The organism is Caballeronia sp. TF1N1, from assembly GCF_022878925.1.
In the GTDB taxonomy this organism is placed as follows: Bacteria; Pseudomonadota; Gammaproteobacteria; order Burkholderiales; family Burkholderiaceae; genus Caballeronia.
The window spans coordinates 620,729-633,042 of record NZ_CP084628.1 but is presented as its reverse complement, the minus strand read 5'-3'; the positions used below and the strand labels follow the sequence as shown (position 1 = coordinate 633,042).

13 protein-coding genes are annotated in these 12,314 nt (G+C 62.8%); 3 read left to right on the top strand and 10 right to left on the bottom strand.

Annotated features, from left to right (window positions below; genetic code table 11):
* Positions 1-38 precede the first annotated feature (38 nt).
* Both LDZ28_RS23620 and LDZ28_RS23615 read left to right on the top strand, forming a co-directional pair.
* A complete protein-coding gene (locus tag LDZ28_RS23620) occupies positions 39-956 on the top strand; it encodes a LysR substrate-binding domain-containing protein (RefSeq protein WP_244829810.1) in 918 nt (305 codons plus the stop codon).
* A 311-nt stretch (positions 957-1,267) separates the two neighbouring features.
* The gene (locus LDZ28_RS23615) at positions 1,268-2,158 is read left to right on the top strand and encodes a LysR substrate-binding domain-containing protein (RefSeq protein ID WP_244829809.1); all 891 of its coding nucleotides are present in this window, start codon (positions 1,268-1,270) and stop codon (positions 2,156-2,158) included.
* Between the two features lie 6 nt (positions 2,159-2,164).
* Here LDZ28_RS23615 and LDZ28_RS23610 read toward each other — a convergent pair whose 3' ends face one another.
* The 4 genes from LDZ28_RS23610 to fae form a co-directional block, all read right to left on the bottom strand.
* Positions 2,165-3,523, bottom strand: coding sequence for an MFS transporter (locus LDZ28_RS23610; RefSeq protein WP_370652263.1), 1,359 nt, complete (start codon positions 3,521-3,523; stop codon positions 2,165-2,167).
* A 100-nt stretch (positions 3,524-3,623) separates the two neighbouring features.
* On the bottom strand, positions 3,624-5,063 hold the full coding sequence (locus LDZ28_RS23605) for an NAD-dependent succinate-semialdehyde dehydrogenase (RefSeq protein ID WP_244829808.1): 1,440 nt from the start codon (positions 5,061-5,063) through the stop codon (positions 3,624-3,626).
* Positions 5,060-6,097, bottom strand: a complete 1,038-nt coding sequence (locus LDZ28_RS23600) for an aldo/keto reductase (RefSeq protein ID WP_244829807.1) — start codon at positions 6,095-6,097, stop codon at positions 5,060-5,062. Before LDZ28_RS23600 ends, LDZ28_RS23605 begins: the two co-directional genes overlap by 4 nt.
* A 10-nt stretch (positions 6,098-6,107) precedes the next feature.
* Positions 6,108-6,620 carry a formaldehyde-activating enzyme gene (gene fae, locus LDZ28_RS23595; RefSeq protein WP_244829806.1) on the bottom strand — a complete coding sequence of 171 codons (513 nt, stop codon included), beginning with the start codon at positions 6,618-6,620 and terminating at the stop codon, positions 6,108-6,110.
* Between the two features lie 220 nt (positions 6,621-6,840).
* Here fae and LDZ28_RS23590 point away from each other — a divergent pair, with 220 nt between their 5' ends.
* Positions 6,841-7,623 (top strand): phosphatase PAP2 family protein, encoded by a 783-nt coding sequence (locus LDZ28_RS23590; RefSeq protein ID WP_244829804.1) that lies wholly within the window; start codon positions 6,841-6,843, stop codon positions 7,621-7,623.
* 27 nt (positions 7,624-7,650) lie between these two features.
* Here LDZ28_RS23590 and LDZ28_RS23585 read toward each other — a convergent pair whose 3' ends face one another.
* The 6 genes from LDZ28_RS23585 to LDZ28_RS23560 form a co-directional block, all read right to left on the bottom strand.
* Positions 7,651-7,992 carry a zinc ribbon domain-containing protein YjdM gene (locus tag LDZ28_RS23585; protein WP_244829803.1) on the bottom strand — a complete coding sequence of 114 codons (342 nt, stop codon included), beginning with the start codon at positions 7,990-7,992 and terminating at the stop codon, positions 7,651-7,653.
* 162 nt (positions 7,993-8,154) lie between these two features.
* Complete coding sequence (locus LDZ28_RS23580; protein ID WP_244829800.1) at positions 8,155-8,799, bottom strand: HAD family hydrolase; 645 nt, start codon at positions 8,797-8,799, stop codon at positions 8,155-8,157.
* A 28-nt stretch (positions 8,800-8,827) separates the two neighbouring features.
* Positions 8,828-9,697 (bottom strand): hypothetical protein, encoded by an 870-nt coding sequence (locus LDZ28_RS23575; protein WP_244829796.1) that lies wholly within the window; start codon positions 9,695-9,697, stop codon positions 8,828-8,830.
* Positions 9,698-9,742: 45 nt separating this feature from the next.
* A complete protein-coding gene (locus LDZ28_RS23570) occupies positions 9,743-10,408 on the bottom strand; it encodes a TerD family protein (protein ID WP_244831020.1) in 666 nt (221 codons plus the stop codon).
* 67 nt (positions 10,409-10,475) lie between these two features.
* Entirely contained in the window at positions 10,476-11,501 is a 1,026-nt protein-coding gene (locus LDZ28_RS23565) for a DUF475 domain-containing protein (protein ID WP_244829794.1), read from the bottom strand.
* Between the two features lie 38 nt (positions 11,502-11,539).
* Positions 11,540-12,301 carry a VWA domain-containing protein gene (locus tag LDZ28_RS23560; protein ID WP_244829792.1) on the bottom strand — a complete coding sequence of 254 codons (762 nt, stop codon included), beginning with the start codon at positions 12,299-12,301 and terminating at the stop codon, positions 11,540-11,542.
* Positions 12,302-12,314 lie beyond the last annotated feature (13 nt).

Below are 12,314 nucleotides of genomic sequence, written 5' to 3'. Positions count from 1 at the left end.
CACGTCAGACGAGACAGGAGACAGTTTTGAAGCGGAAGATGCCCGCCCTGAACGCGCTCAGGGCTTTCGAAGTGGCTGGCCACACCGGCAGTTTCACGCGTGCGGCGGAAGTGCTGCACGTCACGCAAAGCGCGGTGAGCCGTCAGGTCCGCCAACTCGAAACGCAACTCGGCGAAGCCTTGCTGCTGCGCCGTCATCATCATCTGGAGTTGTCGGCCACGGGGCGCTTGCTGCTGCAGGCGCTCAAGATGTCGTTCGATCGCATCGAGCTGACGGTGCGCAGCATTCAGGAGAAGACGCATCTCAAGCGCTTGCGCATCAACGTGCCGCCGACCTTCGCGAGCCGCTGGCTCATGCCGCGCCTGCCATCCCTTCGTGCCGCCGCGCCTGAAGTCGAAGTCACCCTGACCACGCGCCGCACCGACGAGCTCGTCGAATCCGGCGCGCTCGATTGCGCCATTCGCTTCGGCAACGGCGAATGGGCCGGGCTCGACAATCAATTGCTGATGAACGAGCGGCATATTGCCGTGTGCTCGCCCGAATTGCTGGGCGAGCGCGCGACGACCTCGGTGGACCTGAATGCGTTCACCTTGCTGCATGTGCTTGCAAGCAACGATCAGCGCTATCTCACCTGGCAACACTGGCTGAACGCGGCGGGCATCGACGATGTCGATACCCACGACGGCTACGAATTCGACCTGCTCGATCATTCGATCCATGCGGCGGTGGATGGCATTGGCGTCACCATCGCGGATCGTCACATGATCGCGCCGGAGCTTGCGCGCGGCGCGCTCGTGCCGCTACTGGATGTCGAAGTGGACGGGCATCAGTCGTACTGGCTCGTGACGCGCGCGGGACAGGACGATGCGCCGCATGTCGCGATGTTTCGCGAGTGGCTGCGCGGACAGGTCGACGAGCAGCAGCGATGCTTTGCGCGGATGCGGGCGGCAAGATGAGTCACGAGTTGCCGGGCGCCGAGCTCTTGCGTCCGTCCACGGATAACCCCGGCGGGTTGTAAGCCTGCATCGTCAGATGTCTTAGGCGGGCGTGATTGCCGCATCGCCGAATGTGAACCAGAACAGCGCGATGTTCTTCGGGTGGCGGTCGGCGTTGCACACGATTCGCGGCCTGAAGGCTACAAAACAGGCTCATGCGGGATTCTTGTAGCGCTCAAGCTGCGGCGACCTTGAGGTTTGAGCCGCGAAGGCCGGACGCAACCGCCTGTCGACTCGTTACCATAGGAAAAAAACCAATCTAGCGAGACACCATGCGCCGCCTGCCCTCACTCACCGCGCTACGCTTCTTCGAAGAAAGCGCGCGCCACATGAGCTTCAACAAATCCGCCGCCGCGTTGTGCGTGACGCCAGGCGCGGTCAGCCGCCAGATTCGTCTGCTCGAAGACGCGCTCGGCGCGCGGCTTTTTGACCGCGATCACAAAGGCATACGCCTGACCGCGCAAGGGACGGAGTTGCTCGCGTGCGTCTCCGAGGCGTTCGATTCCATTGAACGCACGACCCGCAAGCTCTCGATTTCTCCGAAGAGCGAACGCAAGCGGCTCACGGTGAGCGCGCCGCCGACGTTCGCATCGCGCTGGCTGTCGCCACGTCTCGGTTCGCTGATGGACGCGGTGCCCGACATCGACCTCTCGGTGCGCACCGACGCCACGGGCGAGTTTCAATGCACGATCCGCTTCGGGCACGAGGCACGGGCGGATCATCGGTCGGCGTTGCTGTTCATCGAGCGGCATGTGCTCGTCGGCGCGTCGAAGTATGCGGGCCAGGACGTCGTGGCGCTGCTGGAACGCCTGCCCACGCTGCACGTTCTGCACAACGACGCGCGCCTCACGCTTTGGCCAAACTGGCTCGATGCCGCGAGCCTGTCGCGCGGTTTCGCGGAAAACGGCATCGAGTTCTCGACGCTCGATCAGGCGATTCGCGCCGCGCTAGCCGGAACCGGCCTCGCGGTGGTGGACCGCAACATGATCGCGGACGAGTTGCACGACGGCACGCTTGCGCAACTGTCGCCGGTGGAATCCACGGGGCCTTATGGATACTGGCTGGACATCGGGCCGTCGGCTGCCGCGCAGGATCATGTGCAGGCGTTCGCGGAGTGGCTGCGTGGCGAAGGGGTGACAAACGCGAACGCAGCGCAGCCTTGAAGCAGTTCAGTTGCCACTCGCCTCGTTCAACGTCAGATGCTTCGTTTCCGGCGCCCATGCAATCGAAACCAGCATCCCGATGAACAGCACTGCGGCGAGCGCGAGCATCGTTACCTTGACGCCGACGCCCGCAATGCCCAGTGGCAACAGAAACGTGCCGATAGCCGAGCCAAGGCGGCTGCATGCAATCGCCAGTCCGACGCCGCACGCGCGCGCCTCGGTCGGAAAGCACTCGGGCGGAAACACGCCGACCAGGTTTGAAAACGCGGACATGGTCAGTGTGAAAAGCGCGAACGCCGCGATCATCCAGAGCGACGCCGACGATGGCAGCACCGCAAGCGCCAGCAGCGACACGCACGTCACCGCGAACGAGCCGATCAGGAACGCGCGCCGCGATAGCTTGATCGTCAGCCAGATGCCGAGCAACGCGCCTATCACGAGCACGCCGTTGAGCAGCAGATCCGCGCCCGAGCCTTCGTTCAGATCGATCGCCTTGAGAATGCTCGGCAGGAACGTGTAGATCGCGAAATACGGGATCACGAGGCACACGAAGAATGCGCAATTGAAGATGGTGCGGCGGATCAGATCCGGCTTGAAGAGCCGCGCGAAGCCGCCGGGCGGAGCGAAGTGTTCGCCGGCGTCGGCGTCGAGCGTCACGTTCGGGCCGAAGTGCTTGCGCACGATACGCCGCGCTTCATCGCCACGACCGCGGCCGAGCAGCCAGCGCGGCGACTCCGGCGTGCCGATACGCAACACGAGTACGAGAAACGCCGGAATGCCGGCCGAGGCGAGCAGCCAGCGCCAGGCGTCCGGCGAGGCATTGGCGTAATGCATGCCGAGCACGTTCGCAATCACGTAGCCGATCGTCCAGATCACGCTGAACGAGCCGAGCAGGGTGCCGCGATGCTTGCGCGGCGAAAACTCCGCGAGAATCGCATGACCGACCGCGAAGTCGCCGCCCATGCCGAAGCCGATCAACACGCGCAACGCAACGAGCATCGCGGGCGTGGTCGCATAGAACTGCGCGAACGCCGCCGCCGTGATGATGATGAAACTCAGCAGAAAAATCTTCTGCCGTCCGAGCCGGTCGGACAGCCAGCCGAATACGAGGCTGCCGAAGAAGATGCCGATCAGCGCTGACGAGCCGAGCATGCCCATCCAGAACGCATCGAGCGGAATCTGCCGGTTCATCGACGCCAGCGCGTAACCGATGGTGCCAAGCGCATAACCTTCCGTGAAATGCGCGCCGAAAGTCAGCCCCGCGATCTTGATATGAAAGCGGTTGAGCGGAACGTCGTCGAGCGTGACGCGGCCGGCGCCAGGCGACGGGGCGAGATGCGCATCGAGCGCATCGGGAATGACGATTCGAGTATCCAAGGGTGTCTCCTCCACTGCATGAATTGCCGCGCGCGTGCTGGTGCGTGCTTGTGGTTATGGCGTGCGCGCGGCGCCGACAGAAGATGACTCAGCGGCCAAGCCCCGCCATCATCATGTATTTGAGTTCGACGTATTCATCGAGCCCGTACTTCGAACCTTCACGGCCGAGCCCCGACTGCTTCACGCCGCCGAACGGCGCGACTTCCGTCGAGATGATTCCCTCGTTGATGCCGACCATGCCGCTTTCCAGCGCCTGAGCGACACGCCACGCGCGGCCCAGATCGCGCGTGTAGAAGTAGGCCGACAGGCCGTAGGGCGTGTCGTTCGCGAGCGCGACGACTTCTTCCTCGGTCGCGAAGCGGAAACACGCCGCGACCGGGCCGAAGGTTTCCTCCTCGGCGATCAGCATCGAAGGTATGGCATCGGCGAGCACGGTCGGCTCGTAGAACGTGCCGCCCAATGCATGCGCTTTGCCGCCTGTCAGCACCTTGGCGCCTTTTTGCACGGCATCCGCGACATGGGTCTTCACTTTATCGAGCGCCGCCTCGTTGATGAGCGGACCTTGATCGAACGCGCCTTCGAGACCGTTGCCCGCTCGCAAGGCGTGCACGGCGCGCGTCAGGGCTTGCGTGAAGGCATCGTAGACGCCGTCCTGCACGTAGAAACGATTCACGCACACGCACGTCTGTCCCGTGTTGCGGAACTTCGATGCCATCGCGCCTTGCACGGCGGCGTCGATATCGGCGTCGTCGAACACGATGAAGGGCGCGTTGCCGCCGAGTTCCAGCGAAAGCTTCTTGAGCGTATCCGCGGATTGCTTCGCGAGCAGTTTGCCGACGCGCGTCGAGCCGGTGAACGAGAGCTTGCGCACGTGCGGCGACGCCGTGAGCGTCTCGCCGATAGCCACCGCATCGCCCGATACGATGTTGAACACGCCGGCCGGAATACCCGCCTCTTCCGCCAGCACCGCCAGCGCGAAGGCCGATAACGGCGTCTCCTCCGATGGCTTCAGCACCATCGTGCAACCGACCGCAATCGCGGGGCCGGCTTTGCGCGTGATCATCGCGAGCGGGAAGTTCCACGGCGTGATGGCCGCGACCACGCCGACTGGCTCGCGCGTGACGATGATCCGCGAATGCGGCTTCGGGCTCGGGATCACGTCGCCGTAGCTGCGCTTCGCTTCTTCCGCGAACCATTCGAGGAAGCTCGCGGCGTAGGCCACTTCGCCGAGCGCTTCGGCAAGCGGTTTGCCTTGCTCGCGCGTGAGCAGGGCGGCGAGCGCGTCGCGGTTGGCGAGCATGAGTTCGCCCCAACGCTTGACGCGGGCGGCGCGTTCCTTCGCCGTGAGCGCGCGCCACGCGGGCAGCGCGTTGCTCGCGGCATCGATTGCAAGCGATGTCTCCGCGCTGCCGCCGCGCGCCACGTTCGCGATGACTTCGCCCGTCGCTGGATTGCGCACGGCATACGTGCTTGCGCTTTCGCGCCACGCGCCGTCGATGTAATGGCCGGATCGTAAAAGGTCGCTCATGCCGCGCGCTCCATGAGTTCGTCGAATGCGCCGCGCGCCTCACGCGCTTCGCGGGCGATACGCCGTCCCGCCGTGTAATCGTTGATGAGATCGCACGGTGTGTAGTTGCGGTCGAGTTCGTGCATTTCGTCGTCGCTGAGATGCGTGTCGAGCGCGGCGAGCGCGCTGTCGAACTGCGCGGCCGAATCCGCGCCAACCAGCATGCTCGACACACCCGGACGGTTCAGCACCCATGCCTGCGCAATCTGCGCGGATGTCACGCCGCGTCGCGCCGCCACTCGCGCCACGGATGCCGCGACGCTGCGCGAAGCGGCATCGCCATACATTTGCGCGGTGAAGAAGTCCGTCTGATTGCGATTCGAGCCGGCGTCGTTCGTCAGCAGGCCGCGCGCGAGCGGACTGAACACCGACACGCCGACGCCCTGATCGATGCAATACGGAATCATCTCGCGCTCTTCCTCGCGATACGCGGCGTTCAACTGCAATTGCATGTTGATCGGCTTGTGCCAGCCGTGGCGTTCGCACGCCTGCACGATCTTGGCGAACTGCCAGGTGTACATCGTCGAGACGCCGATATAGCGCGCCTTGCCCGCGCGCACGATATCGTCGAGCGCGGCCAGGGTTTCTTCGACGGGCGTGTTCACGTCGAAAAAATGCAGCATGTAAATGTCGACGTAGTCCATGTCGAGACGCTTGAGCGACGCGTCGATGCCGTCCATCACGTGCTTGCGCGAATGGCCGCCCGCGTTCGGCGTGCTCGCCATGTCGTAACCGACCTTCGTGGTGACGACGATATCCTCGCGCCGCACGAGCCGCTTCAGGATGCGGCCGACCACTTCCTCGCCGACGCCGGTCGAATAAAAATCGGCGAGATCGATGAAGTTCACGCCCGCATCGAGCGCATGGCGCACGATCGGCTCGCTTTGCGCTTCATCGAAAATCCAGGGCTTCCATTGCGGCGTGCCCATGTTCATGGTGCCGAGACACAGGCGCGAAACCTTGAGTCCGGACTGGCCGAGACGTACGTATTCCATGGTCGTCTCCTCAGCGCTTCTTCGGCGTGTAGAACGGGTTCGAGACATCGCGTGCCGCCTCGAACACGGCATGTCGATACGGCAAGCCTTCCATGGCCGCGACGATTGCGTTCCTGCACGCGCGATAGTTGTTCTCGAAGACGGCGTCGAGATCGTCGGTCTTGGGATTCACCCAGTTCGCCGATACGACCACCCACTCGTTCTCCGCCTCGGGCGGCAGCGTGCCTTGTTCGAGCGCTTCGGCCACGGCTTTCGCTATGCCGGCCTGCGATGCGCCCCAGGTCGCGTTGCCGTGGAAGTCGCCGTCGATCGGCGCCTTGTTCACGTAGAGCGTGAGCGGCTTGGTCGGCACGCCGGGCCGTGCGATCACGACGAAGGGCGCGTGCCCGGCCGATGGCGTCGCGAGCGCGGTGGCGAAGGCCTGACCGGCGGGACCGTCGCGCGGACCGACCAGCACGTTGATATGGGCGAGATTCACGCCCGGTCCCTCGAAGCCTTCGCCGATATACAGATTCTTTCGCATGGACTCCAATCCTTTGCGTTACGTTGAGGATGAAGCGATTTTGCGGCGGGCGTTGCGCGATGAGGAATCGACGATTTGTCAGCGTGGGTGTGAGATTCAATCAACTCCGGGAGTACCCGTAGGGCGAATCCGAAGCTCGACTTAGTCCGTCCTAATTTCCATCGGCGGCGGGCATGGTAGAACGTCTAGCCAAGTCGAATCAAACGGAGGTTGTCGATCGATGGACTATGCAGGCTTAGCAGAAGCTCACGCGTTGTGGGTCATCGCGTTCGTGCTCGTGGCGGCGCCGCTTGGCGCGGCGCTCGCCTGGAGCGCGTTCGTGCGCTTGCTCGACACGCGCGAACCGCCCACGCAGAGGACGCTCGTCGTGTTCGCGGCGCTGGTTCCGCTTGCGTGCGGCGTGATGGTGTTCGCAGCAATCGCCACGCGCGTCGAGCGCGGCGAGGCGTTTTCGAGCGCCGATCAGCTTCTGCTCGATAGCATCCGCAAAGGCGTGCCGCCGCTGGCCGCGCAAAGCTTCGCGCGCTTGACGCATCTTGGCGATCCGCTGTTCCTGGCGTTGTTGTGCGCGCTCGTCTGCGTGGCGCTGGCGTGGAAGCGGCACTTCGGACTGGCGCTCTTTCTGATCGCGACGACGAGCCTGGGCGGTCTGCTCAATCGCGTGCTCAAGCTGTCGATGCATCGCGAGCGGCCCATCGGCGCGCTCGTGCCGCTGCCCGAGAGCTATTCGTTTCCGAGCGGCCATTCGTTCGGATCGATGGTCTGCTACGGCATGTGCGCCTATGTGTTGATGCGCGTCGCCTCGCGCGGCGGCGATGCGCTCATCGTCGCTTCGACCTGTCTTCTAGTGCTGCTGATCGGCACGAGCCGCGTGGTGATCGGCGTGCATTTTCTGACGGATGTCGCGGGCGGATTCGCCTCGGGCGGCGCGTGGCTCGCGTTTTGTATCGGCCTGGCGGAGTTGGCGCGCCGCGTGCCGGCTAGCGGCATGCGGACGAGGTAAGGCGCACCTCGTCCACGACGTGCGCGCTCAGATCTTCTTGACGAATTCGGACTTGAGACTCATGGCGCCGAAGCCGTCGATTTTGCAATCGATATCGTGATCGCTATCGACAAGGCGGATGTTCTTGACCTTCGTACCCATCTTGAGTACGCCGGACGAGCCCTTCAGCTTGAGATCCTTGATGATGGTGACGGTGTCGCCGTCTTGCAGAATGTTGCCCGCCGAATCGCGATAAACCTTCGTTTCGGCTTCGGCGGCGGGAGATTCATCGGCCGACCATTCATGCGCGCATTCGGGGCAAATGAAGAGCTTGCCGTCTTCGTAGGTGAATTCGGAATGGCATTGGGGGCACGGGGGCAGGGCGGTCATGCGGGGTCCTTCGATGCGAGGAGGTGGTGCGGAAGCAGGGCGAAAAAGCGGAACGAAAAAGCGGAACGAAAAAGCGGAACGAAAAAGCGGAACGAAAAAGCGGAACGAATAAGCGGGACGAAGTATAGCGGTCGGAGATCGCCTGCCGACTCCCGCGCTGTCTTAATAATGAGTATCGCTCAGGGCTGGCAAGGTCGGCAAGGCGCCGCATCCGCGAATCCATGGAACGTCGGCGGCTTCGGCCATCTCCGTGTCGCCCGCGCTGTCGCCATAGGCATACAAGGTCATTGGGCGATATGCGCCCCACCATGCCTTCAGACGCTCGACTTTCTCCGGCCCCCAGCAATTGGCGCCGATGAACCGGCCCGCGTATCCCGATTCCGTCAATTCCAGTTCAGTCGACAGCACCGTGCCGATTCCGATGGTCTGCGCCCAGAGACGAAGATACAGAGAAGGCGACGCGCTCACGATCACCACCTCGTGCCCAAGCGCCTGATGTTGCCGCACGCGTTCGATCATCTCCGGCCGGATCATGGCCGGCAGGCGCGTGGCACAGAAGCTTTGGGCAGCGAGTTGTAGCGCATCGCGCGAGACGTGTTTCAGAGCGTATTTCAAATATTCGGCCTTCGCGGTTCCGCGGTCGCATCGGCCTAGTGCCATGCCTGTCAGCGCCGGCGCCGCCCATATGGCCGATGTGGCGAAACGAATCGGCCCGACGGTGTGCAGCACGAAAGCCTTGAGGCTGTCGCCGGTGGTAATGGTGCCGTCGAAATCGAATGCGGCGACGGTGCGGTGTTGCTTGGACATCGAAGGCTCCATGTAAAACGCTCGTTTCTCAACGCTTGGGCTGCGACCGCGCAGCCAGGGCGGCGGGGAGGGTCACGTTCATCAGTTGATCGGCGCGCGAAAGCAGATCGACAACATCGGTTTCGAACGCATCGACTTGCAGGGACAACAGTTCGAGTTGCTGAAATGCCTGACGCACCATCGCGCGGCGATCGAGCAATGCGCGCGCGGCGCTCGCGTTGTCCGAGGGCTCCGGCAAATCGGCGACGGCGCTCAAGGCGGCAAGACCGATAGCCAGACCGTCGTGCGCTTCCGCGATGTGTTGCCGCGACGACACCACGCGCGCCGGAAACGAGTGCAACGAAGTCTTGAGCGTGGTCAGGAGGCCGCGAAAATCCAGTTCCGGCGTTTCCGTGCCCAGGTATCGGCCTGTTAGGCGGTCGATCAGACCAGGTTTATGTGCAGCACGTTCGAGCAGGTCGCGCATCAGGCCGGCGCCATCCAGTTCAGCGAAGTCGCGCATCATGCGGGTGAACGTTTTGACAGCCTCGCCGCATGCATGCAACGGCGCTTCGGCCATGACGACGATGTGTTCGAGCCGTGGCGGTACGAGCCGGCGAATCGCGCGTTCGATGCGTGCCTGCTGTCGAGGATACAGGCCGGGAAACTGTTGGCGCGCGCACTCGAAACACTGGTTCAGCAACGGATGGCCAGCGTCTCCGAAGGGCGTCTTTCCCGGCTCGCCCAAGCTTTGCGGTGCGCTCGCGGCGCGTTCCTCGCGCGACACAAAAAGCGGGCGCACGGATGGCTCACGGACGACGTTGCTGCGCGCATTGGAACTGCGGTCGGCTCGGGAATCGTCGACTTGCAACGTGCCCGGTGTGTCCGGGAAGCTCAGCGGTCCGGGTTCACTGGACATTCGCATACTCTTGCCGGTAACGCCACGCCATGACAAATCTCCGTTTCAGGCGCGGTCGACGCGGCCGCCATAAGCGGCGACGAAATCCGCGAGCCCACGGTTGTAGCCCATGCCGACCGCCTTGAACATGAACTGTCCGTCGCGACGATAGAAGCTTCCCACCTGCACGGCGGTTTCCAGCGAGAAATCTTCTTCGAGCGGATAACGGGCGAGCACCTTGCCGGTATCTTCCTCGGAGATTTCGATGTAGCTGTTGCGAACCTGTCCGAAGTTCTGCTTGCGCTCCGCTGCGCGATCGATCGTCACGACGACCGAAATTTCGTCTACCGCAGCGTCGAGTTTTTTGCTGTCGATGAAGATGACTTCGTCGTCGCCACCGCCGCTACCGGTTTGATTGTCGCCGCTATGCACGACGCCGAGACACTCGGACGACGACATGCCCTTTCGTGGCCATTCGTCGCCGGGCTGGAAAAACGTGGTTTCGCGGTCGAGCGTGCGAATTTCCGTGTTGTAGAAGATGAAGTGCTTCTGCGACAAGAGCTTCGGATTGCTCTGTTCGTCGTATTTGCACAGGAACACGGAGACGTCGAGGTCGAAGTTGTCGCCGGTATCGGTGGCATTGGCATCCCACCCCAGGCCGATGCGGAACTTGCTTGCGTGCGGCGCTTCTTTCGACAGATTGATCCGGCCGCCTTTGGACAGATTGATCATTGACATGGATTACTTGCTCTCGTTTGAAGGTTTGGATCGCGCCGCGACTCTGGGCGGCGCGTCCGGATCAGGAAGCAGGGTTGTCGGAAGTCGCGTCGCGCGTGACTTCGCGACGTTGCACGATGATCGAACTGACGACCGCAACGCCGATCGTGCATGCGCCGATTAGCCCCGTGACTACTTCCGGAACGTCGACGTTGACGCACAGCATGATTGCCGCAAGCGCGCCGATCGCCCAGAACGCGCCGTGTTCCAAAAAGCGATATTGCGCAAGCGTTCCTTTCTTGAGCAGGATCAGCGTCATCTGACGGATATAAGCCGCGCCCACGCCGAGTCCGAGCGCAATCAGGAAGATGTTGTTGGTCAGGGCGAATGCGCCGATCACGCCGTCGAAGCTGAACGACGAATCGAGTACTTCGAGGTACATGAAACCCGCGACGCCTTCGCGCACGATCCGTTCGCCGGTCGCGTCGCCGCCGACCAGATCGCCGACGCCATGCGCGACGATGAAGGCGATGACGCCGCCGCCGCCCGCCAGCAGGAACGATGCACGCTCGCCGTCCGGCAACTGGGTGGAAACGAGCGCGATGATGCCGAGCGTCAACGCCACTTCAATCGCGGAGAGGCGGCCCAGTCGCGCGAAGGGCTTCTCGATGACCTCGATCCAATGTTCTTCCTTGTCGGCGTTGAACATGAAGCCGAAGAACACCATCAAGAGAAACGCGCCGCCGAATGCCGAGACTTCGTGATGCGCCGAAGTCAGAATGGCGGCGTACTGATCCGGCGCTTCGAGCGCGAGCCTGGCGGCCTGCCACAAGCCAATGCCGCCCGCCACCGCGACGATCAGCAGCGGAAACAGCAGCCGCATGCCGATCACGGCGACCGGCAGGCCGAACGTCATGAAACGGTCGCGCCACTTGTCCGACCAGTTGCGCAGGACGGCCGCGTTGGCCACGGCGTTATCGAGTGAGAGGGAGATTTCGAGCACGCACAGCACGGCCACGAGGATCATGTCCTTCACGCCGCCGATCAGGAATGCGAGCATGAGCGCGATGAACGTCAACGCGAACGGGATTTTGAATTGCTTGATCATGTATTGCTCGAGAGAAAAAAATGGCCGGGATGAATCGCTTACTTACCGCGCACCCAGTCACAGAATTCCTCGGTAATGAGTTGCTCGTAGATCGCCTGATCGGAGATGTCGAGCGATTCGAGATGCAGGAAGCCTGCATTCGGCAATTGCTCGGCGACTTCTTCGAGGAAGGCGAATTCGTCGGGATTACCCACGCCGATGAGCGACCAGTAGATCGGGAACTTCTGCGTCTCGCGCAGCAGCTTCCAGACGCGCGCGCGGTCGAAAGCAGGGTTCTGTCCATCCGTCACGAACAGGACCCACACGGGCATGTTGTTGGCGGGTGCGGCATTGGCGACGGTGACGTCGTTCTGCGGCGCGCCGAAAAGCCGGCGGAAAAAGCCAGGCTTGTCGTTCGCATCGGGCGCTGCCGCCGCGAAGAAGAAATTGACGATATCCGTCATCACGGGCGCGTATTCCGTCGCGCCCCACTTGCGCACCGACGCATTCTTCATCACCTCTTCGGTGATATAGGCGCCATAGTTTTCGGGCGTCGCCGTTGGCAGGCGGTCGAAGGTGTCAGTGAAGGTCCAGGTATCGATTTCGCCGTTGTCATCGAACTTCATGGCGATGCCAAGCATGCGGTCATGCGTTTCCTGGATGATCCCGGATTCGTACAGACCCTTCGCTGAACCCGAGATGTCCAGCGCCGCCGCTACTCGCACGACGGGCGGACGCGGCAGGCTACGCTTGCTCAGGATGATCGAAACGCTGTCGGCGCGCGCAGCGAGGGCCGGTTTCTTGAGGTTGATGATGGACATGCGAGATTTTTCT